At 63.4% G+C, this 21,867-nt stretch carries 18 protein-coding genes; 10 read left to right on the top strand and 8 right to left on the bottom strand.

Features of this window, described 5'->3' with window-relative positions; all coding sequences use genetic code 11:
• Positions 1 to 75: 75 nt before the first annotated feature.
• On the bottom strand, positions 76 to 936 hold the full coding sequence (locus IPL79_06230; GenBank protein MBK9070583.1) for a hypothetical protein: 861 nt from the start codon (positions 934 to 936) through the stop codon (positions 76 to 78).
• A gap of 198 nt (positions 937 to 1,134) precedes the next feature.
• On the opposite strand from IPL79_06230, the gene IPL79_06235 reads away from it, so the two are divergent.
• On the top strand, positions 1,135 to 2,079 hold the full coding sequence (locus IPL79_06235; protein ID MBK9070584.1) for a hypothetical protein: 945 nt from the start codon (positions 1,135 to 1,137) through the stop codon (positions 2,077 to 2,079).
• A 56-nt stretch (positions 2,080 to 2,135) separates the two neighbouring features.
• Here IPL79_06235 and IPL79_06240 read toward each other — a convergent pair whose 3' ends face one another.
• Positions 2,136 to 2,945, bottom strand: a complete 810-nt coding sequence (locus tag IPL79_06240; GenBank protein MBK9070585.1) for a trypsin-like serine protease — start codon at positions 2,943 to 2,945, stop codon at positions 2,136 to 2,138.
• Between the two features lie 243 nt (positions 2,946 to 3,188).
• On the opposite strand from IPL79_06240, the gene IPL79_06245 reads away from it, so the two are divergent.
• On the top strand, positions 3,189 to 3,830 hold the full coding sequence (locus tag IPL79_06245) for a DUF2807 domain-containing protein (GenBank protein ID MBK9070586.1): 642 nt from the start codon (positions 3,189 to 3,191) through the stop codon (positions 3,828 to 3,830).
• A gap of 209 nt (positions 3,831 to 4,039) precedes the next feature.
• A complete protein-coding gene (locus tag IPL79_06250) occupies positions 4,040 to 4,981 on the top strand; it encodes a hypothetical protein (protein MBK9070587.1) in 942 nt (313 codons plus the stop codon).
• Between the two features lie 31 nt (positions 4,982 to 5,012).
• Here IPL79_06250 and IPL79_06255 read toward each other — a convergent pair whose 3' ends face one another.
• The 3 genes from IPL79_06255 to IPL79_06265 all read right to left on the bottom strand — a co-directional run bounded on the left by IPL79_06255 (position 5,013) and on the right by IPL79_06265 (position 7,648).
• Positions 5,013 to 5,594, bottom strand: a complete 582-nt coding sequence (locus IPL79_06255; GenBank protein ID MBK9070588.1) for a hypothetical protein — start codon at positions 5,592 to 5,594, stop codon at positions 5,013 to 5,015.
• A 277-nt stretch (positions 5,595 to 5,871) separates the two neighbouring features.
• Entirely contained in the window at positions 5,872 to 6,507 is a 636-nt protein-coding gene (locus IPL79_06260) for a hypothetical protein (protein ID MBK9070589.1), read from the bottom strand.
• Positions 6,508 to 6,565: 58 nt separating this feature from the next.
• Complete coding sequence (locus IPL79_06265) at positions 6,566 to 7,648, bottom strand: 6-phosphofructokinase (protein ID MBK9070590.1); 1,083 nt, start codon at positions 7,646 to 7,648, stop codon at positions 6,566 to 6,568.
• Between the two features lie 77 nt (positions 7,649 to 7,725).
• Between IPL79_06265 and IPL79_06270 the strand changes: the two genes are divergently transcribed.
• From IPL79_06270 to IPL79_06295, 6 genes are all read left to right on the top strand, one after another.
• A complete protein-coding gene (locus IPL79_06270; GenBank protein MBK9070591.1) occupies positions 7,726 to 8,223 on the top strand; it encodes an SET domain-containing protein-lysine N-methyltransferase in 498 nt (165 codons plus the stop codon).
• Positions 8,224 to 8,388: 165 nt separating this feature from the next.
• Positions 8,389 to 10,392, top strand: a complete 2,004-nt coding sequence (locus IPL79_06275) for a RecQ family ATP-dependent DNA helicase (GenBank protein MBK9070592.1) — start codon at positions 8,389 to 8,391, stop codon at positions 10,390 to 10,392.
• 92 nt (positions 10,393 to 10,484) lie between these two features.
• Positions 10,485 to 11,312, top strand: a complete 828-nt coding sequence (locus IPL79_06280) for a hypothetical protein (GenBank protein ID MBK9070593.1) — start codon at positions 10,485 to 10,487, stop codon at positions 11,310 to 11,312.
• Between the two features lie 31 nt (positions 11,313 to 11,343).
• Positions 11,344 to 12,528, top strand: a complete 1,185-nt coding sequence (locus IPL79_06285) for a class I SAM-dependent rRNA methyltransferase (protein MBK9070594.1) — start codon at positions 11,344 to 11,346, stop codon at positions 12,526 to 12,528.
• Positions 12,529 to 12,551: 23 nt separating this feature from the next.
• A complete protein-coding gene (gene orn / locus IPL79_06290) occupies positions 12,552 to 13,127 on the top strand; it encodes an oligoribonuclease (protein MBK9070595.1) in 576 nt (191 codons plus the stop codon).
• A gap of 4 nt (positions 13,128 to 13,131) precedes the next feature.
• A complete protein-coding gene (locus IPL79_06295) occupies positions 13,132 to 13,443 on the top strand; it encodes a hypothetical protein (GenBank protein ID MBK9070596.1) in 312 nt (103 codons plus the stop codon).
• Between the two features lie 446 nt (positions 13,444 to 13,889).
• Here IPL79_06295 and IPL79_06300 read toward each other — a convergent pair whose 3' ends face one another.
• Together IPL79_06300 and IPL79_06305 are read right to left on the bottom strand one after the other, a co-directional pair.
• Positions 13,890 to 14,810 carry an SUMF1/EgtB/PvdO family nonheme iron enzyme gene (locus tag IPL79_06300; protein ID MBK9070597.1) on the bottom strand — a complete coding sequence of 307 codons (921 nt, stop codon included), beginning with the start codon at positions 14,808 to 14,810 and terminating at the stop codon, positions 13,890 to 13,892.
• Positions 14,811 to 14,815: 5 nt separating this feature from the next.
• On the bottom strand, positions 14,816 to 19,741 hold the full coding sequence (locus IPL79_06305) for a tetratricopeptide repeat protein (GenBank protein MBK9070598.1): 4,926 nt from the start codon (positions 19,739 to 19,741) through the stop codon (positions 14,816 to 14,818).
• Between the two features lie 175 nt (positions 19,742 to 19,916).
• Here IPL79_06305 and IPL79_06310 point away from each other — a divergent pair, with 175 nt between their 5' ends.
• Positions 19,917 to 20,642 carry a CDP-alcohol phosphatidyltransferase family protein gene (locus IPL79_06310; protein ID MBK9070599.1) on the top strand — a complete coding sequence of 242 codons (726 nt, stop codon included), beginning with the start codon at positions 19,917 to 19,919 and terminating at the stop codon, positions 20,640 to 20,642.
• Positions 20,643 to 20,854: 212 nt separating this feature from the next.
• Here IPL79_06310 and IPL79_06315 read toward each other — a convergent pair whose 3' ends face one another.
• Positions 20,855 to 21,841, bottom strand: coding sequence for a metallophosphoesterase (locus IPL79_06315; protein ID MBK9070600.1), 987 nt, complete (start codon positions 21,839 to 21,841; stop codon positions 20,855 to 20,857).
• Positions 21,842 to 21,867 lie beyond the last annotated feature (26 nt).

Consider the following 21,867-nt stretch of genomic DNA (forward strand, 5'->3'; position numbering starts at 1 on the left):
ACGCCAAGTCGGTTTGCCTTTCTCCCAATTGCAAAGACCGCTCATCACCAGTGGTGAAAACGATGGCGCCGTCGGCTAGAGGCCCGCTAACGCCGCCGCAATGCGCGCCTGCGCGGCCGGATTAAGACTGGCCAGCGAGGTTGACGTGTTCGCGGTTGCGCCCGAGGCCAGCGATGGGAACGCCTGCTTGAGATATTCTAGCCGTTGCAGCACGCCCTGCACCTTGGCGCGCGGTAGCCCTGCCGCTCGCAGCGATACCGCCACGCGTCGCGGCGAGATGCGTTCGATGAACTGGCGATTACCTTCGTCGATGGCGTGGCCGCCGCTCAGCTTCATGCGCAGCTGGCCGTAGGCTGGGACCCCGTCGCTCCCGGCATCGGGAAAGGTGTTGTAGCTATGGTCGATGGCGACGAGCGACTTCTCGCCATCGTTGGTTTGCACCAACCAATTCCACGCGTGGCGATCAGGGTTTTGAATCAGGTAGTCAAAGACGTTGAGGCGGATAAGCTGCGGCACATCGGCAAAAAAGCTGTCAGCCATGATTTCATAGGTGGGCGACATGTCGCCTTGGACGAACGCTTGCCGCATCATCTTGGCCCCGCCCTCGGCGCTAGGGGTTACCGACGTTGGCGGCACGAAGTCAAAGCCAGCAGCCAAGCTCAGCGCGTACGCCGCCACCTCATGATCCACGGTGTGACGGTCGACCTTGGTTACGGCCTGGACCACCTTGCCGTTGCGTTGCGTAACCAAGCGCTTCCTTACGCCAGCATAGCTAGCGTGAGCCGAACCATCAGCCGCCCCCATGGCGCCGCGGCGCAATTCTGCGCGGGTGGTGGTCCACTTGGGTCTGGCGACCGCAGCGGTGCTCCAAAGGCTACATATGAGGGAAATGCCGGCGGCCCTCGCAAGCATGGCACTGAGTTTTGGGCTCCACATGCGGTCAAGCTAAGCAAATGGTATGCCACTTGGGGCCCCTGCCGCGGCCGTGCGCTGCTTCGTAAAAACGCCTTGGGCTGGCGACAACGAACCTCAGACCGCTGGGGCGCGCGCGACACGGCATCATCGAGTTGCGGCGGCTTAGCGTGCCGAGGGCGGCGTGGCATCCGGCTTGCACAGGTAGTTGACGCTATGCGCTTGCTGACGCTTTCTATACTCACCGCGATCGTCGCATCCGTAGGCCCTGTGAACGTTGCGCGCGGTGACGGCGCGGCAAGGGTCAAGCCCGTTAGCCGCACGGATGCAGCCGTAGCGCGCCGAGGGTATGAGTGGAAGCGGTCTGGGTGGACGGCGGACGCGTATCTACTAAAACCGCAGGGGACCGAAAACAAACGTTGGGTTTACAAGCGAATCAAGCCGATTATCTCGTCGGGCAATTTGATGCCCACCGAAGATCCGAGAATGCGGACGTTTTTCCGCGACATGAATATTTTCGTGATTGATGGCTTGCGGGAGGCTTCATCCTTTGCCGCTTACAAACATCTGTTGCCTAAACATAGGCGGTCGGGGCGGTTCGCGATGCTGCAAGAACTAGGCGAAGGAGTTCATTTTGATACGTTATCGAGCGAGGCCCAGATCCGCGCAAGCTCTGAGATAGAAGCGGTGCAGCATGCCGCGCGCGCCGCCTTGCCCGGCGTTGAGATCGACGTCAACAAAGGCAACATCTTGTTTTCGGCGGCTGGCGACGCAACCAGTCTTTACGATCCGGCAGGCGGTTGGTGGGCGCGCTTGATAGGCGATCGGGTCCGATCCGATCCTACGCTTACGGTAGACAAATTGATGGGTCCGTTTCTGGTAGACAACAGCGTGGCGGTCCGCTTTACCGGTGGTGCGCTCAAATTTGGCGATGGCTGGCTCGTCGCGAATGTCGCGCGGGGAAAGAGCTATATCGTCAAGCACGGGTTCAAAATGGCCTACGCCGCGCCCCACAAGCTCTCCGCACCGCAGCCGCTCTTCACGGTACTTGGACCACCCATCGAAGACGAATACGAAATTCGGCCAGGTGTCTACGAGCAGGGCTTCGAGCGCGGGACCTTAACCTGGGACCAAACTAACGGCACGCAAGTTGTTCTCGAACAGTAAATCCGAGACGGTGGCATGACGGTCGCCCTTTGCCACCCGTAATTGACCTTTCTAGTTTATTGTTCGGCGGGCGGGTCGATGTGCTCGTCGATCCACGCCATGTGTGCCGAGAGCCGCACGTCATAGGTATAGCTAGGCGTCCCATCGGTCGGCGCAAGCGCATGATGAACGCTAACCTGGACGAGCCGCGTGCGTGACTTGCGTATCATGCCGGGGCCGCCGCTATCGCCCGCGCGAATGCCGATATCTCTCCGTTCAACATGACAGACGTACTTGTCGTCGGGCACTTCGTCAATTGCTTCGCTGCCAGGGGCGTCCGCGTACATGTAATCTTCGACGGTGTCACAACCCTTGGCCTTTTGGGTAATCGTCCGCAACGCGCCCGCGGTCGCGGCGTCTTCCGCGAGCACCGCGCCAAAGCCAGCATGGACAATTTTGGCGCCCAGGCCTGCGGCGGCGTCAGCGCGATTTAATTCCATCAAAGGCACATCGACGGCCGGCTCTTTGAGGTAGACCAGCGCCACGTCAAAGCGCTCGCCTTCGAACGTTGAAAGGTCAAAGCTTGGATGAATCAGGATGCGGTCAACCTCGTAGTCCACCGAGGCTTCTCGGAACGGGTCGACGCTGCCGGTCGCAACTAGCAAATTTTTTGGATTCGCGAGGTCAACGCAATGCGCCGCCGTTAAAACGGTTTGTGGCGCGATCAGCGTGCCCGTGCAATCAGGGCCGCGATAGTTCTTTCGAATGAACGCAACGACGCTCGGAAACTCATTTGGCTTGGCCAATCTGCCGCCAGCAATCTTGTCCGCGTCCTCATCGCCATCTCGTTCCGAGGGCGCGGCATCCAAGCAACCGATTGCCAACATGCCACTTAAGATTATGGTCGATACACCGTGTCGCTTACGCATGGAGAGCCTCCGACTGACCCGGTACCACAAAACGTGCCTAACGAAGCCAAAAACAAATTGCACGGCTGATCGCTAGCGGGCAAACGTCGCAGCCCCACCATTTCATGCTGGCTACGCGAGTCGCCATTGCGCTGCAATGAACCTTTGACGAAGTGCCACCCAGTATTGAACTGCCTAATTGCGCTAGCCTATGATGGCGCGATGAAGCATGTACTCATTGCCGTTGCGCTTTGCGCCCATTCTGTAGCGGCGTGCGACATGGTTACGGGCAATGGCGTTGCCAAGACCGAAGCACGTGACGTCGCCAATTTCTCAGCGATTGAGCTGGCGGGCTCCATCGAGGCCCAGGTTGCGTTTGGCGAGGCTTTTACGGTGACGGTTAGCGGCGACGAAAACCTCGTGCCCTTGGTGCGCACCACCGTCGTAGGCGGCGCCTTGCAGATTTCGACCCAAGGCAGCTACCGCACCAAGCTGCCGCTGCGCGTCAGCATTGTCATGCCCGCGCTCTCGGCACTTGAGATTACGGGATCGGGACGCGCCGTCGTGCAGAACGTGCGGGCGAAGGCGCTCAAGATTCAGCTGTCTGGCTCAGGGCATCTTGAAATTTCCGGCGCAGCGGATGCTGTGAGCCTTGTTATCTCTGGCTCTGGGGATGTTAGTGGTCGAGGCTTTACCGCCGCCAACGCCGACGTTGCGATTAGCGGCTCTGGCACCGTAGAGATTGCCGCCACGACGCGTTTGGTCGCGAACATCAGCGGCTCTGGCTCGCTTCGCTATCGGGGGCCAGTTAACGACGTCGCCTCGACTGTGACTGGATCGGGCAGCGTCACACGGCTTGACTAGCGAGCCGCGACGGCGCCCAAACAGCAGTGGATTTTATGGTCGCACTGCGATAAACGCGTGCAATGCATAGCAACAAAAACAACCAATCGTCAGGCTCGCGTCGGCACCTTGCGGCCAGCGCGCTCTTCTTCATAACGGTGATGACGGCGGGATGCAAAAGTAAACCAACCCAGGCAACGCCTGATTCGGGTGCCCCTACCCCGACATCTTTGCCGACAGCTCCACCCGTCGCCACGCCCGCGGGGCCGGCGCCTATCGCGGAGGTCGCGCCTACGTCCACGCTGCCGGCTTCGACGATATTTGTGCAGGGCCCGGACGCGGCGGTCATGGCGACCACGTCCGAGGATGGCATCGCCCTTTCACCTCGCATCGAGCTTACAGGCGCTCAGCGATGTGTTTGGCGCAATCAGAATGAGGTTTGGTGCATCGGAGAAGACGCCTGGATCTCGATCGACGCTGCAGGCCTGACCAAGCGCGGCAAATTACCAGCCAAGAAAACCTGGCTCGTCAAAAAATCGCCGGACGCTGACAATTCAGTGCCGTGGTATCGCCTCGATGACTACGTCGCAACTCAGGACGGGCAGCTCTGGGTGGGGCGTTGCATTTGGGGCTACGAAGGCGACGCCGACCCATGCATCGACCTGACGTATGTCCGCATCGACGGCAGCAAGGCCGTGATGGTGCGTAAGGCGCCGGCCGCGCGCAAACCTACGGCTACGTTTGTCGCGGTCCAGGATGCCGCGCTGCAAGTGAGTTTTGCGGCGGCAGGACCGGACTCACCGGCTCAAACCGCGAGCTGTCAAACGGGCGGCACACCTGCCGTCAAACTATTTAATGACAATGGAGCCAATTATGGCGATTTGACCTCGACAACGTTGGGTGGTGGTTGGTGGATTGCGCAAGGCACCGAGTTCAGTGGTTCAGGTGAAACCCCCGATACGCCTATCGCCTACGCGATGCAGAACTGCACCAAGGTTGGCGAACGTGCGGTCGCAGGGCCGAGCGGGCTGTGGGCCTTCCAGGGGCAGCCATCATGGCAGCTGATGCGCGGCACCGCGCCAGTCAAAGAAATAAGCAAAGCGCTCGCCGCCATTGCCACCCCGAACGCCGAGGCGTTTGAATTCTCGATGACGTTCGCGCCAACGCCGTAGCCGTCAAGCCGGTATCTAACGGCTTTAACGCCTAGAGCTTAAAGCGTTCATACTCGCCAAAGGTTAGGCCGGTGCCAGGCGTGTACTGACACTTGCCGCCCGCCTCATTAAGCGGCGCCTTGGGATGGTACAAAATATTGCCATTGGGCAAGGCGGTAATGAGCACGACGTCTTTTACGACGCTGCCGTCGTCGGCGTAGCACGTGCCGTTGGTTTGCAGTGCGCCAGGCGCGCCTGCCGAAAGCTCGAGCTGCGTGATGGAATTGGCATCGCCTTCTGTCCACCAAAACACCTTGGGTGCGGTCTCGGGGCCCTGAATCTCAATAATGTAGGCGTAGCCCTCGCCACCATCGATGGGATCAATCATGCGGTACATGCCTTTTGATGGCAACTTGGCTGGTGTCGGCGCGGCGGCGCTGGGTTTGGCTGCCGCTGCCGTGTCGGCCACGCCAATCGCCGCTGGCGCCTTGCCCGAATCCTCAGCCGCCTTGGCCGTTAGGTCTACGGTCGCTGAGGGTTTGGTCTTGGTCTCGGAGGCCGGCTGGGATTGCTTGCAGGCACCTGCCAAACTCAAAATGGCCGTAGAAATAATCAGACAAGATTTTTGCAACATACGCGCTCCTCGGTAGACGGTGGACGCCGGCTTATAAACCTAGGCCCTGCGCTTGTCCTTAAAAAAATGCGTGAGGGTCTACGGCAATTCGGCAACCTGACCGCCCCTTCTCGAACTTTGCAGTGCCACGAGTTCTCTCAAGCGCGCCGCCCCTGCGCTACGTAGCGACGAGGCGCAGGCTCGCCGGGCCACCGCCGTCGCAAGAAATTTGAGCGCCGCGCCCCGCCACGGTACCGCGGTGGGAGTGACGCGGCCTACGGATTCTGCCGCAGCGCTGCTACAGCTGCGGCTTGCTGTTTGACCGATCGCGAACTTCGAGCTTGAAGCGCTTGGTCTTCTCCGCCGTTTGCAGCTCGGCTTCGAAGGCATCGACGGCCTTGCCGAAAGCCAACACGTCCGCTAATTCTTTGCCGTCCTCGTTTTTGCACCAGTACTGTTTCGTGGCATCGCCGCGGACGAGCTCCATATAAATACCGTCTGGTCCGGGTGGCGCTTGCGCGCAATCTTTGTCGAGCTGCGACAGCATCGCAGGGGTCATCGCGCTAACGAAGCGGGCGAGCTCCTGCGCGTCGAGCACACCCTCCGCGGTTTTAAGCACGTCAGATCGACCAGCATGCGAGTCAGAAATCATTTCGCTGCGGAAGCTTACCTCGCCGGATTTCACGTTGAGCGTTAGCGTGACTTCTTGGCTTCCTGAATTGGAGCCGATGGCGCGGTACTGAGCCCGGTCAATGCTCGAGACATCTACGGATGTAGGTATAGGCGGTGCGTCACGGCCAGGCGCGGGAGGCTGGTTCGCTTCGGGGGGCTGGGCCGCCGCGGTGGGCGCGGCAGGCTTGCGGTTATCTGGTGTGGCGCCTTTTTCGGAGCAAGCCGATAGCGCGATGACAACAATGGCTAGTGCGTTTCGCATAGATGGCGACCATGCCACAGGTCCGTATGTTTTCGATCAATATTTATCGGCATTGCCCCTAACCGAGCTCGATGCCGACCGCGCGCGCGGTGCGTACGAGCTCGCCGTTTGGGTTAACGAGCTTTAGCTTGGCAATCGCTTTTTCGATCGGCTTGGCGACCAGCGTGCCATTTTCGATGGCGGCGACGGTGCCGAACTTGCCTTGTGCGACGAGGTCGACCGCCTTGACGCCAAAGCGCGTGGCGAGTTCGCGATCAAAAGCGCACGGGCTGCCACCGCGTTGCACGTGGCCAAGCACCACGGTGCGCACTTCGAATTCGCTGCCCGCGGCAAGCTTGGCGGCCAGCGACTCCGCCGCGCCACCGAGTTTCTCTTGTTTGGTCGCATCGCCTGCCGTCACCACCGACAGCCCGCCGCCTTTGGGCTTGGCGCCCTCGGCCACCACCACAATGCTATACGTGATGCCGCGCGCCTGCCGCTGCTGACACGACGCGATGACCTTCTCGATGTCGTATTCGATCTCGGGGATGAGCACGACATGCGCCGCGCCCGCGACGCCCGCGGTCAGCGCGATCCACCCCGCATACCGCCCCATCACCTCGACAACTATAATTCGCTGGTGGCTCTCGGCGGTGGTGTGCAGGCGCTCGAGCGCCTCGACCACGACTTCCACCGCGGTCTGAAAGCCGACCGTGGTATCGGTTGCCTCAAGATCATTGTCGATGGTCTTGGGCACGCCGACGATCTTGGCGCCCTGGGCGATAAATTTGTTGGCAAACGACATCGTGCCATCGCCGCCAACCACGATCAGGCCCTCCAGCGCCAGGCTCTCTAGGCTCTCCAGACACTTTTTCGAAACGTCGTGAATCTCGATGCGCCCATCAGGCAACTTCACGGGATAGGCGAAGGGATTGGCGCGATTAGACGACCCCAGCATGGTGCCGCCGCGCGGCAAGAGCTGCGCGACAATGCGCTCATTGAGCTCGACATACTGTTCCTCGTAGAGCCCCTCAAAGCCATTGCGAATGCCGACCACTTCGTAGCCGTAGGTCATGCGCGCATTGAGCGTCGCGGCGCGAATCACGCCGTTGAGGCCCGGGCAATCACCGCCGCCCGTCAGGATGCCAATCCGTTTGCTCATGCCGAATAATTGCACAACTTACCTATTGGCGGGCGCGCGCCTTGCCTTTATCAGATGGATTTGCGAACTAGGGCCACATGCCTGGATTAGAAGCCCTCCGTATCCAACCGTCCAACATCCATGGCTACGGCATGGTGACGCTGCGCGCGTTTAAAAAAGGTGAGGTCCTCGTGTATGGCGACGGCGTCTTGTATCGCGACCACGACGAATTCGACGACACCTATGCCTTGATCCTGCCCGGTTACGAAGCCACGGCTGCCGGCGAGGAAGGCCCGCCGCTCTACTACGATCTCGTCGACCAGACGCGATGGATCAATCACTCTTGCGATCCCAACACCGAAATCGATTCTTCATGGACCGCAGAAACGAAAACCATTCGCGCGTGGTGGCTTGCCACCCGCGACATCGCCGCGGGCGAAGAGTTGACGTATGACTATGCGTTCGCGGGCGCCGTCGCCGAACGCTGCTATTGCGGCAGCCCTCAGTGCCGAGGCGTCATCGTCGATCCATCGCCCGAGGAGCTAGCCGAAGTTCCTGCCGCCCTGCGGGCGTTTCTCGCGCCGCAATTTCGTTAGTGGCCACGCAGTTGGCCGTTGGCGCGCACTACCGCTGTAATATTCGCCCACAAACTTTCTCAATCATCGCGATAGGTTGCGATGATCTCCACCCCCGTCGTTCAGCGCGCGCGCCGTGCCGTTTTTGCTTGCGCGGGGCTTCGCACTTTTGCGACTGTGCTTCAGATGACCAATCGGTCACTTCTTCAGGCAGCCGAAGCGTCGCAATCTGCGGACGCTAGCAGCGGCATTGCCCTCGCGGCAGGCGACGCGGATACCGAGCGCACCGCACCGTTGCGAAACATCCCCACGTCGACGGCCACGCCACCCCTTGGCGACGACGATGAGGCGACGCTGCGCGAGCCGCTTTCCGCTGCGGCCGTCGCTGAACTTGCCGCCGCCGAGCTGGCGAACATTGACGCCCGCTTGCTCGCGCTGGCGGGTAAGTGGTTTGGGATTACGGCCTTTCGCCCCGGCCAGGCCATTACCATTCGCAATGTCCTCGCCGGCGTCGACACGTTGGCGCTCATGCCAACCGGGGCCGGCAAATCACTATGCTACCAGTTGCCGGCGCTCGAGCTGGCGGGCGTCACCCTCGTCGTGTCGCCGCTAATCGCGCTCATGAAGGATCAGTACGACAAGCTCGATCAACTTGGTATGCAGGTGCTGCGCCTCGACTCGACCCTGTCGCCGCGCGATGAATCGGTCGCGCTAGCCCGCCTCTCTGAAAATAGGCCATGCATTGCGTACGTCACGCCCGAGCGCCTCGCGGATGCGAAATTTCGCCAACGCCTGGCGAGCGTGAAGGTCGCCTTGTTCGTCGTCGACGAGGCCCATTGCATTTCGCAGTGGGGCCACGATTTCAGGCCCGCGTATCTTGGCCTGGGCGAAGCGGTCAAGGCGCTCGGCAGCCCCCCCGTGCTAGCGCTCACCGCGACCGCGCCGCCCAAGGTCAAGGATGACATCCTGGCGCAACTTGGCATGCCCAGCGCCGCCGTTATCGACATCGGGCTGCATCGGCCCAACCTCAACTACTATGTCTTTCGCGCCACCAGCGAGCGCAAGAAGCAGGCGCTGCTCATGCGGCTGATCGCCAAGCACACCGAAGGCACGGGCATTATCTATGCCGCCACGGTCAAGGCGGTCGACGCGCTCGCGGATTTCTTGGCGCTCAATGGCGTACCGTGTGGCCGCTACCACGGGCGCATGCGCGCCAAGGACCGCGAGCTCGCGCAGTCGATGTTCATGGAGCATAGCACCCCGCGGATCATGGTCGCGACCAATGCGTTTGGGTTAGGCGTCGACAAGCCCGATATTCGGTTTGTCATTCACTACAACTTTCCCGGCTCGCTCGAGAGCTACTACCAAGAAGCGGGCCGCGCCGGACGCGATGGCCAGCCCGCGAGCTGCGTCTTGCTGTATCAACCCGAAGACAAGCGCATCCAGAGTTTCTTTCTGGGCGGTCGCTACCCAACGCCGGAGCAAACGCTATCAGTTGCCGAGGCGCTCATCGCGCTGCAGGCACAAGGCAGCGGCGCCGTCGAGCTCAAGGCGATCGCCGAGAAGTCAGACACGCCCGCAAAAAAGGCACGTGTCGTGCTTTCGTTTCTTAAAGACATTGGCGTGTGCAAGGAAATGCCGGGCGCCCAATTTATTGCGCTCACCACCCGGCCACCCACCTTTGACGAATTAGCGCAGGCGACTGCCCGCTACGAGCAGAAGCGCGTCCAAGATCGTGCGCGCCTGGCGTCGATGCTGCGCTACGCGCAATCACACTTGTGCCGCAATCGCCTCATCGTTTCGTACTTTGGCTACCCGCATGGTGCGCCGTGCGGCGCGTGCGACAATTGTTTTGCCACCGGGGTGACCCGCCCTGTCGCACCGCCAGAACCTGCCGCGCCAGCTCGGCTGGGCGACGCGCCTGCCGGTGCGGCACGGCCTGAGTCGCGCCCAACCAGCGAATTTCAGGCTCGCCCATCGCGCACCTTCGTCGGCCGCGGCCGCGCGCTTAAGATCGAACGCGCCAAGGTGACACCTGGCAGCGTTGGCATCGAAAAAGGCGACCTCGTGCGCCACGCGACGTGGGGCGATGGCGAAGTGGTGCGGATGATTGGCGACACCGCCTGCGCCTTCTTCCCTGGCCACGGCGAAAAGCTCCTCAAGGCGCGCTTTTTAGCCAAGCTATCCTGACCTGGGCTGCGCCGAACAAGCCAGACTTTGCCCTTGCATGGCCAACCCCGGCGTCGTAAAACGCCGGCATGCGCGCGATGCCAATTGCTGTAATGATTGCAACATGCTGTGCCTTCGCAGGCGCCCAGCACGCTGCCGCCAACCCCGCCGCCTGTGGCGCGTTTCTGCCGGTCGAAACCGGCAAGGTTTGGTATTTCGAGCCGACGCTCTCCGTCATCACGGTGACCCCCGTCGCGGGCCAAATCACGCCTCGCCAGCCTAAAGATATCGCCATCAAGGTCACCGACGTGCAAACCACCGCCACCGGCGGCGCCCGCGTGACCTTGGAAGAGACCTTCGACAAGGTCGTCGTGCCGACCACGGTGACCTGCGAAAAAGCTGGCATCGTTGTCGACCCCAAGAGCTTCTTGTTCTCGGGTGAGCCAGGCGGCGCCTTTGGCATCGAACTCGCCGATGTGGTTCGACCTGGCGTGACGCTGCAAACCACCGGCGCGGGCGCGCGCGCCAAATTTGCCGCCGAGTGGAGCGACGACCTCAAAGCCACCTATCGAAGGCCCGCCCATGTCAAAGGCAGCGACCTCGGCAGCGGCGCGCTCGAGCTAACCCGGCGCTGGATCAGCGAAGGCGATGAGAAACTCATCATCGTCGACACCACCTACGACACGACGAAGCTCGCCCTCGACACCACTGGCAAGGTGATCGCCAAGGGCAGCGAAAAGCCCTTCGATATGCGCCAGGCGATTAGCACGTTGTGGTTTGCGCGCGGCACCGGCCTGGTCAAAGTGCAAAATTCGTATGGCCATGCCTATCAACGTCGCCTGACGCCGCCGACGCCGGCAACGGCCACCGCGACGCCGGTGCCGCCATCGCCGCCCGCACCGCCTGTGCCTCCCGCGCCGCCAGCCGCGGCGAATCCATAACCGTCGCGCACGTGTTGCGATCACAACTCTAGTGGCAGCCGCCCCGCTTTCGGTCACGCCACGCGCGCGCTTAACCAAGCCGCTGCGCAGCCAAATCGAGCTTGGCCATCCGTGGGTTTTCAATCGCGCCATTGCGTTGCCCGCAGGTGTGGCGAGCGGCCAGGTGGTGCAGCTCATCGATGAAAAAGGCGTCGTTGCCTCAGCCTATGTCGATCGCGATTGCCCCATTGCCGCGCGCGTCCTGGCCGTCGGCGACGCGCCCATCACGATGGCCGGCATGAGCGATCGCCTCGCGCGATGTATCGCCCGCCGCGACGTCGCGCCCGACCTTTCGCAAACCAATAGCAGGCGCCTGGTCCACGGCGAGGCCGACGGCTGCCCGGGGCTAGTCATCGACCAATATGACTGCGCCCTCGCCATCGTCTTTGACGGCGAAGGCGCCGAAGCGTTTTGGCGGCCCTATCTGCCAGCCCTAGACGCCCTCTTGGCGCCGCGGGGCGTGCGGGGCGCCTGGCTGCGGCGCGTCGGAGCCAAGGCGCGCACGCCACATGGCACGCCGCCGGCGATGGTGCCGCTCTATGAAGGTAGCGCGCGCTTTGAGGTCGACCTGGTGCATGGACAAAAAACCGGTTTCTTTCTCGACCAGCGCACCAACCGCTTCGACATCGGCGGCATCGCCGCGGGCCTCTCAGTGCTGAACCTCTTTGCCTATACCGGCGGCTTTTCCATCCACGCCGCGCTCGGCGGCGCCAGCAGCGTCGACAGCGTTGATATCGCCGCGCCCGCGACGCGCGCGACGTTGGCCAACGCGGAACTATCCGGTGTTCGGACGAGCGTGCGGGCGCATGCCGCCGACGCCTTCGCCTACCTCAAGCAGGCGCGCGCGCAAGGCCGCACCTGGGACCTGGTCATCGTCGACCCGCCATCGTTTGCCCCCAGCGAGCGCGGCCTGGCGGCGGGGCTGGCGGCCTACCGCGAACTCAACGCGCTGGCCATGCGCTCGGTGACGCCGGGCGGCATTTTCGCCAGCGCCTCGTGCTCAAGCCACGTGCGGCGCGATGCCTTCTTAGACATGCTCGGCGCGGCGGCCCACGACGCCGGCATCACCTGGCGCCTCACCCGGCAGGGCGGCGCCGGCAGCGATCACCCGGTGTCGCCGGGCTTCATTGAGGGCGACTATCTCAAGTTTGCGCGTGGGATCTGTCACCCGCAATAGGGCCGCATCCGCGCGATTTTGGTATGACGACTGCCATGAGCGGCGTACTGGTCTGGATGGATATGGAGATGAGCGGCCTCGATGCCGCCAAGGAGCGCATCCTCGAGGCGGCGATGATCTTGACCGACGCCCAGCTCAAGGTCATCGCCGAAGGCCCCGAGCTCGTCATCCACCAGAGCGCCGAAGTGCTCGCGGGCATGGACGAATGGAACACGCGCACCCATACGGCCTCGGGCTTGGTGGCGCGGGTGGCGGCCAGCACGATCGACGTCGCGGCCGCCGAAGCCGCGATCGTGGCGGCCATCAACGCGCATGTTCCAGGCACCGATCGCCCGGTGTTGGCCGGCAACTCGATCCACCAAGATCGAAGGTTTATCCGCCGCTATATGCCAACGCTTGATGCACGCTTGCACTACCGCATGGTCGACGTCTCGACCATCAAGGAATTGGCGCGGCGGTGGTACCCCGAAACCCTGGCCGCCATGCCACCCAAGGGCGAGGCCCATCGCGCGTTGCAAGACGTTCGCGACTCGATCGAAGAGCTGCGGTACTACCGCGGCGCGCTTTTTCGCGGCCCCGCCCCCGTCGAGGCAACCTAAATTCATGTTACTAGGTCATATGGTAATGATGCGCGGCGCCGTTTTATTGGTCCTGCTCGCTTGCGGCCTGATGGCCTGCAAAGAAGGCGAAGGCAGTCGCTGTCAGATCGACTCGGATTGCAAATCAGGCCTCGTATGCAACAAGGCCACGGATACGTGCCAAGACAGCGCCGACATCGACCCCGATGCCTCGTTTGAGCCCGACGCCATGCTGCCACAAGACGGCGCCAGCGATGGCGCGGACGATGCGGCCAGCGACGCGACGAGTGACGGCGCCGCTGATGCGGCCTCGGATGCGACCGCCGACGGTAACTAGCAGGTCGGCGCACATGTCTTCCTGCTCGCCGGAGCGGCGTATCCGCGCTGACCGGCAGGTGGGCGCACGTGTCTTCCTGCTCGCAGATAGCGACCCTCCGGGGCATGACGAGATGCCTGTGGTATCCACATCCCTCGGGGCCACGAACACCGCCCTGCAATCTATGCTCGCGGAAGAAACGTGCGCTACCTGCCGGTAAGTTTTTGCGCCGTGGAAGCCCAGCGCAGAAGCGGTGTGCGACACATGTTCGTTTCAGAGCGTTTCGCGAAGGCACGTTGGCTCCAGCCATTTGGCAGGTAGTACCCTCCTGAGCGCAAGGCGTCGTGAGCAGAGCGAACAGCCGTAGCGATGAAATGAAGCATGTGGTCGCGCGCCGCGTACTGCCGCCCCGATGAGACGAAGCATGTGCTCGCGCGCCGCTGACTGTCGCCCTGGACGAAGCATGGTTAGCGCCCGCTGCGCGCGCAGCGAAAGCCCACGTCGACGCGCGCCATGGCGGCGTCGTAAATGCCAAAGCCGTTGTGCGGATCGCGCAAGCCTCCTTGGCCGAGATACTCGGGCTGCAGCCAGGAGCCGCCGCGAATCACGCGCAGACCGCCGATGCCGACGTCGCGCTGCGGGTTGATGGCGGCGAGGCCAACGTAGCCCTCTTCTACCCAGGCATCAAACACCCATTCGGCGGCGTTGCCGGCTTGATCGTAGGTGCCAAACGGCCCGGCGCCGAGCGCAAACGTACCGACGGGCGCTAGGTCCGCCTGGCCGTCGCGCGCATCGGGAGCGCTCGTCACGTTGAAATTCTCCTTTTGCCCGAGCACCGCCGCAAAGGCGCCGCGCAGGACCGCGCCGTGATTGAAACGCGAGCCATCGGCCTGCTCGCCCCAAGGCCAGCGACGCGCGCCGTTGCCACGCGCCGCGATTTCCCACTCGGTCTCCGTCGGCAAGCGTCCACCCTGGGCCTGACAATACGCCTGGGCATCGAACCAGGTGACGTAGGTCATGGGGTGCGCCTGCCCCCACGTTGGCGGCACCGGCAACCACAACGGCCGAGAGGCACAATGTCCCGCCGCCGCGCAGGCGCCGTATTGCCCGCGCGTCACCTCGAAGCGATCGAGCTGAAAGGTCGAAACCACCGCTGTGCGCACCGGCATCTGCGCTAGCAGCGCCGCATAGGCCAAACACACCTGCGCCTCGGTGGCGGCCTCGCACTCCGCCGCGGCCTCGAGCATTTCCGGCTCGGTCAGGCCAACCAGATACGCACCCCGCGGCACGGTCACCATGCCGCCGCGACGCCCGCCTGCGCGATCGGCCGGCCGCCCCGCCGATACCGCGGCGAGCGCAAGCACGACCACGATGAGGCGATGCCGCATGATACCTACGCGCGCGCGCGCTCGGCGACTTCAAGCCCGAGGTAACGACGCACCGCGAAGTACTCCTCGGAGACCGAGTAGGCGAGCAGATCGCGGAGGCGCTCCTTGGGGCCCAGGCTTGACAGCGAGCCCGTCTCGCGGGCCACCACGCGCGCGGCGGCCTCAAGGTCGCCACTAAGCACCAGCCCGGCGCGATTGGCCGTCATGTCCGTGCCCGTGCGCCAACCCGTGACCAGCCCGTTGCCGAGCCGCCCAGAGAGGCGGTGGCCAATGGTCGCGACGTGCGCCAACACCGGTTCGGGCAGCGACTTTTGTAGCTCGCTTGAGAGCTGGCGATTGCCGTCCACGGCACCAACTTCTTGGCCGGTTGTCGTCAGCGCCTGCGTGCCGGCCGCGATGAGCGCGGAAATCAGCGCCGACTCGAGCACAGGCGCGCTCGGCATAGATAGCGCCGCGAGCCGCTCGGGGCGCAAATACGCCAGGCGCTTGCCGATCTCAAACAAGATTTCGCGTTCGTCGCGAATGGTGGTCGAGATCAAGATCGAAGGAATCGCGCGATTTTGCTGATCGCCGACGCCGATGGTGTTGGCATAGCGCACGCCCTCTTCGTGGTTTTTCCACACTTGCGGCGTGTTATCGAGCCCCAGCACGCTGGCGCCGTATTTTACCATCTTGTAGAGGCCGTCTTCGCCTTCGAGACGCTGCGTGGCATCAAGGCCAAACGCGCTAGGCGCCTGCGCCTGCTTGGCCACCAGGTGTGGTGACACCGCCGCCAAGATCGCGCTGACATGGCGGTCTTCGCGCGCATGCCATACCGATTTTTGCCACAGCTCCTCGGTGAGGCGCCGCGTCGACGTCGCCAACTGGGTTGGCCGGTGCTTCTGATAAAAAGCCGTCTCCTCGGGTGAGGCTGCGCCGAGGAACACCAAGGCGGCGGCAACACACCACGCCTTATCGATCTCGCCCGTCTCGCGATACAGGCTCGACAGCGTCTTATAGATTTCGACGCGGTCGGGATTCATCGCGAGCAGGGCTTGCAGCTCGGCGATTGCGTCGGGTCGCTTGTCGGCGCCGGCGCCCAAGTAGAGCTCGGCGAGTTGCTCGCGCCGCTTGGCGGCGGTCGGCTGCAGATCAACACAGACCTCAAGCGCCGCCATGGCGGAGTCATTGTCACCGAGGTGATCAAGGCAGACGTCCGCTAGCTTAGACCATAGCTCGCTTTGCTTTTCGACCGAGGCCTCGTCGCCAAGGCGCTTGAGCACCTTGCGATAGCCACGCGCCAGCCCCTTCCAGTCCTGGCGATCGATCATCAATTTCTCCGAGGCCTCAAAGGCCTTGGGGTGCCCGGGCTCATCGTCGAGCGCCGCGCTAAAGCGCTCGATCGCCAGCTCGGCGTCGCGCAACTCATCGCGCGCGATCACCGCCGCCGCATAGCGGAACTTAGAGCGCCGGATCGGACTGGCCTCGGCCATCGCGAGCGCGTCGAGCGCGTCGACGGCGCGGCGCCAATCGGACTTCTCGGTGTAAACCTCGAGCAGCTTGTTGAGCAGGCCCGTATCGTTTTGCCTGATGGCCAAGGCCTCGCGATAGGCGCCGAGCGCCGCCGCGACGTCGTTTTGCTTGTGCCGCGCGATATCGCCGATTTGCTCGAGGCGGCGCATTTGCTCTGCCGGCTCTTCGTTGGCGAGCAGCGCGCGCTGAGCCTCGATGACGCCCTTCCAATCGCTGCGCCGCTGCGCAAGATCAGACATGGCCTGCCACGTGGCGGCGTGGGTCGGGTCACGTTCGAGCGCGCGGCGAAATGACGCCTCGGCTTTTTTCTCGTCGCCAAGGGCATCGCTGACGCGGCCCAGGCGCAGCCAAATCTCCGCAACCTGGCTGTCGGCCAAGGCGGTACGATGGCGCGCGAGAATCTCGCGATAGCGCTTGTCCACTTCCGCATACAGGCCCGCCGCCTGCTCCGGGCCAGACGCGGTGCGCGCGTCGGCTTGCTCGAGCAAGGCATTGGCGAGCCCCAGCGCGGCCTCGACTTGTTCGGAGTCGAGCTCGACCGCGTGGCGATAGTGTTCGGCGGCCTTTTCGCTGCGATGCAGCTCGTCGTAGCACTTGCCAAGCTGAGCGTGACGGCGCGCGCGATCAAAGCGATCGAGCGCGACGGGTTGATCGAGTTCGCTGCCCTCGCCCGCCGGCTGCGCGCTGCGGCGCACGATCATTTCGAGCACCGGCGCGGCGTCTTCGAAGCGGTCTTTTTCGAGATAGAGGTCGACGACATGGCCCGCGACGTCGAGGTTTTCCGGGTCGACCTTGAGGATGCGCTCGCGGATATTCATGGCGCGGTGGCCGTCTTGCAGCTTGTCTTGCAAGAGATTAGCCGCCTGCGAGAGGTGCGCCACCCGCTCGGTGCGCGCCGAGGCCGATTGTTCGGCGCGCAGCCACGTATCGACCGCGAGCGACCAACGCCCGCTGGCCTCGTACAAATTTGCCAGGCCGCGCAGCGACGGCAAGTGCGTCGGGGCGAGCGCCAAAGCGTGTTCGAAATTGCGCTCGGCGCGCGCCTTGTCGTCCAGGTGCTCATGCGAAATCCGCGCGGCATCGGCCCACGAGCCAACACCTAGCTCACCCGAGGTCGCGGCGATTTGCTCCAGCGCGTCGACCGCGCGGTCCCACGACTCGATGCGCTGATACAGCCGTGCCACGGCTTCGGCGGCCGCACGTTCCTGGCGGTCAAGCGCCAGCGCGTTTTGATACGCCTCGAGCGCGCGGTGCGGATCAGACAGCTCGTTCTCGTAGACCTTGGCCATATCGAGAAAGAGCGACACGCGCTCGCTGGGCGTCTTTTGTGCGGCGATGTGCCGCTCATAGACCGCGATGAGTTCGTACCACTTTTCGTTGCGCTGATAGAGCCGCGCCAGCCCGCGGTAGCTGTCGTCGCCCTTGGGGTCGAGCGCGATAATCTGGTCCCATGCCGAGACGGCGCGGTCGAGCTCGCCATCGCGATCTTCGAGCTCGCTGGCCAGGCGGCGCAGGCGGCGTAGCTTTTCGACGTCGGTGCCGATCTTGGCCAAGCGCTCGAGCACGCGCAGATAGTCGCTGCTGCGCCCGGTCTTGTCATACAGCTCTTCCAGCGAGGTCAGCGTCCCGACGTCGTCGGGCTTGCTGCGCAAGGTTTCTTCATGCTTGGTGATGGCGCCTTCCAGGTCGCCAAGTTTTTCGACGCGCAGGCTGCTGATCTCACGGCGCAGCGTGCTGGCCTGAGCCGCATCGCCAGATTGTTCGACGACGACGGCGAGCTGCTCGAGAGACTTGGCGAGGTTGCCCCATTTTTCATCGCGACGATAAAGACGCGTCAACGCGGCCAAGGCCTCGGCGCTGCCCTGCTCCCACGAAAGCGCGGCATCGTAGGCCGCGATCGCGCGCGACGTCGAGGCGAGTTGGTTTTCGCAGAGGTCGCCGAGCGACAAGAACAGATCGGCCTTCTTGCTGTCGTCGGAAATTATTTCGGCACGTGCCGAAATGGCATCAGCCAATTCAACCCATTTTTGTTGGCGACGCAGCAGCTCGCACCAGCGCGCGTGCGCATCTTCGCGCGACGGATCGAGCTCGATCGCGCGTCGCAGCGAGGTCGCGGCGTAGTCGTAGCGGTCGAGTTTTTCGAGATAGTAACCGCCCAGACGCGACCACCACATGGCGGCCAACGACGGGTCTTTTATTTCGGTGGCAAGCTCGACGCCCTCCGCCGCAAGCTCGCTCCAACCGCCCACCACCGCGGCGAGGCGTTCGGCATTGCCGATGACCGCCTCATCGCCCGGGTTGATATGGATGGCCGTGGTCCAGCAGTCAAAGGCACGGCGCGTATCGGCCAGATTTGCCTCATAGATGCCCGCTAGCTCACACAGTGCCTCGGCGCGCTTGCCGTCTTCGGACGCTAACTCGGCCTTGGCCAGCAAAATCGCCGTTAGTTTTTCGTGATCAGCGCCGCGGCGCGCCGCGGCCTCAAGCCCAACCAACGCGTCGCGCGCGTCCGGATCGCCCTCGTGATACAGCTCTAGCCAGCCATCGAGATCGCCCGCCTCGGGCTGCGACGATGACAGCGAGATGCCGGCTTCTTTAGTCGCCGCGATGAGGCGCTCAAGCCACACCGTGAGGCTCTTGCTCGAGTCTTCGCCGCCGGCCTTGCCGTCGAGCGAGATGACCTCGATGTGATGTTCGGCCTTGAGTTCGTCGACGGTGACAGGTCCAACCCCGGCGCCGAGAAAATAGTGGGTGCCTTGCGGGTGCTCGAACGACGACAGCACGCGATCAAGCAACGCCGCCAAATCAGGATCGCCATGGCGAAACCCGACAAAGACGAGCGTGCCATCGACGTAGTACGGCCGCGCATAGTCGCGCAGATCGACCGCATGCGACAGCGCGCGGCGAACCGACTTTGGCGTCACGACGTAGTTGTCAAAATTGCCGAGCAGCTTGACCAGCGCGCGGCGGCGCGGCGAGAGCTCACTGACATCGCGATAGGTATGCACGCGCGGCTCGGGCCACGTGCCGGGGCTGGCCTGCACCCACGCCCGCTCGAGCAAGTCGCCGGGAAAGGTCGTCCACACATGGCGAAAGGGCAGCTGCGCGAGCAACGTGGCCACCGGCGGCAATTCGCCAGGGGTTTTCCATGTCGCCTCGACGAGTTTGTCGCAGGCATCTTCGCCCAGCTGACGCGCCAAGAATCCAAGCGCGCGCACGAGGCTGCCCTTGTGCAGCAATTTCTCGAGATCTTTGACCGCGGCGTCGTCGCCTTCGCGGCCGCGAGACGACAGCGTTTGGGTCATGGTTTCAAGCAGTTGCTTCCACGACGGAAGCCCCACGCCGGACCCGACCACCAAGATGGCTTTGCCGCTGCGAAGTTGTTCAAGTAAGTGACTGGGGATTGTGTGCTCTGGCATCCTAAACCCCCCTTTCAAAAGGGTTCGGGGAACCTACTTGCTGGCGCTGGGAGCGGCAAGCGAATTGGCGGCCTCGCTGGCACATTTCGCCTGACAGAAGGCGCATGGTTTTGGCGGCAAATGCAGCCGCCGTGCGGGCTGGACCGGCGCGCTGCATGGTAGCGTTGCCGTCGGCATGGCTCCGACGGTATTTGAGGTCTACCAGCGCAGCAAAAAGCGAGTAGATATCAATAGTTTCACCGAGTGGGTGGCGCGGCCATTGGCGGCGGTGTTAGTCGCGCGCGTGGCCGAGACGCGGGTGACGCCAAACCAGCTGACGCTCGCCTCCGCGCTGCTGTGTATTGTCGCGGCGACCTACCTGGCGATCGGCCCGCTTTGGGCGTTGCCGGCGTGGGGATTTGCGCTGCTGTTTTTGGCCTCATTTGTCCTAGATTGCGCCGACGGACAATTGGCGCGTTGGCGCGCCATCGCGTCGCCGGCGGGCCACCTGCTCGACTACCTGATGGATGAGCTCAAGGCGACGCTGATCTATGTCAGCGTGGCAGTTCATATGTGGCTGCGCGATGGCGCCGCGCACTGGCTCTTGCTCGGTTGCGTCGGCGGCCTTTGTGTCGCGACCGGGACCGCGATGACGACGTTTTTGAGGCGCACCGAGATCACCCTGGCGCCGTCGACGTGGACGCCCGAGGGCGACCCCGCGACGCTCGCACCGGCGCACGGCGTGCTTGGCGCCATTCGCTTTGCGGCCGAGTGGCTTGGGCGCCAGGTGATTCACTATCCGCAGTACATTTGGTTGCTCGCGCTTGCCGCACGGCTTGACTTATATTTATGGGTTTACGGCGGCGCCTGCGCGCTCTACGTTGGCAAGACCGCGCTCGGCATGCTGCGACGCTTTGGCTAGAACCGGCAGGTGGGCGCTGGGCTTGAGCGCGCTGACCGGCAGGTGGGCGCACGTTTCTTCCGCGAGCATAGATTGCAGGGCGGTGTTCGTGGCACCGACGGATGTGGATACCACAGCCGTCTCGCCATGCCCCGGAGGAGTGCTATCTGCGAGCAGGAAGACACGTGCGCCCACCTGCCGGTACGATAGCGCGCCGCTGAAGGGACGCGCCCCTAGTTGGCGGTGGTTGTAGCGGCGACGATGATGCGCGGGGGTGCACCGGCGACGAATTCCACAGCTTGTGGCACGCCGCCGTAGTGCGCCGACATGCCGGCGTCGATGCGCCACACGGCGCCGTCGCACGTGCTGTTGATGCCACCGGCCTGCACCGTATGCCCGACGACCATGCGCGACGCACCTAGGCGCGCAAGCGCACGCGCGACCGCGGCGCAATCCACCGCGGCGCCACCAAACTCGCGCGTCCACACCGGGCCATCTTGCGCAACCAAGCCTGCTGGGGGCCGCTGGTTGGGGCTCGCCGCGGCGAGCCAGCAAACCGTTTCGCTATTAAGTTGCGCAACCTGATCGGCCCAGGTCTCGTTGATGCCCGCATGCGAAAACGCGATGCCGTCGACGATGGCGACGACGCGCTGCCCGGCCATCACCCGGGCGTAAGCACCGCCCGGCGAAAACGCCGCGGCGCGCGCTGCAGGCCCACCAAAATCGTCAAAGCCGCCCGGCGTGACATAGCGAACGTCGCCGGCGGCGTTCATCGCTTCGTGATTGCCCACCAGCCAAATAAAAGCGCCGCCTGCCGCCGACGCCTGCGCCTCGAGCGCCTCGAACCAATCGATGATCGCTTGCTCTTGGTCCCCGCGATCGAGGATATCGCCGGTCTGTACGACCGTGGTGGTGCCGCCGCGCCACGCGCCGCTCGCATCGACAACGCCCGCCAACGTGAGGGCCGCCTGAGCTGCGCGCAGATCGCCATGCACATCGCCAAGCGCCACGACGCGGCCTTTGCTAGTGCTGGTGATTGGCGCCACGGCCTGCTCGCACGCACCCGCAAGCGGCAGCGGCGCGGCATCCGCGACCGCGGCCAGCGTGGGCTCGACGGGTTTGTCGGTCGTTTTTTGGCAGGCGCTGCCGGCCGTAAAAAACCACAAGCCCACCAGCGACCAGCTAATTGCAGCAAATAGGCTAAATCGCCGTAGCTTCATCAAACTCCAACTGAGCGCGAATAGCT

Source organism: Myxococcales bacterium (genome assembly GCA_016716835.1).
Classification (GTDB): Bacteria; Myxococcota_A; Polyangia; order Haliangiales; family Haliangiaceae; genus JADJUW01.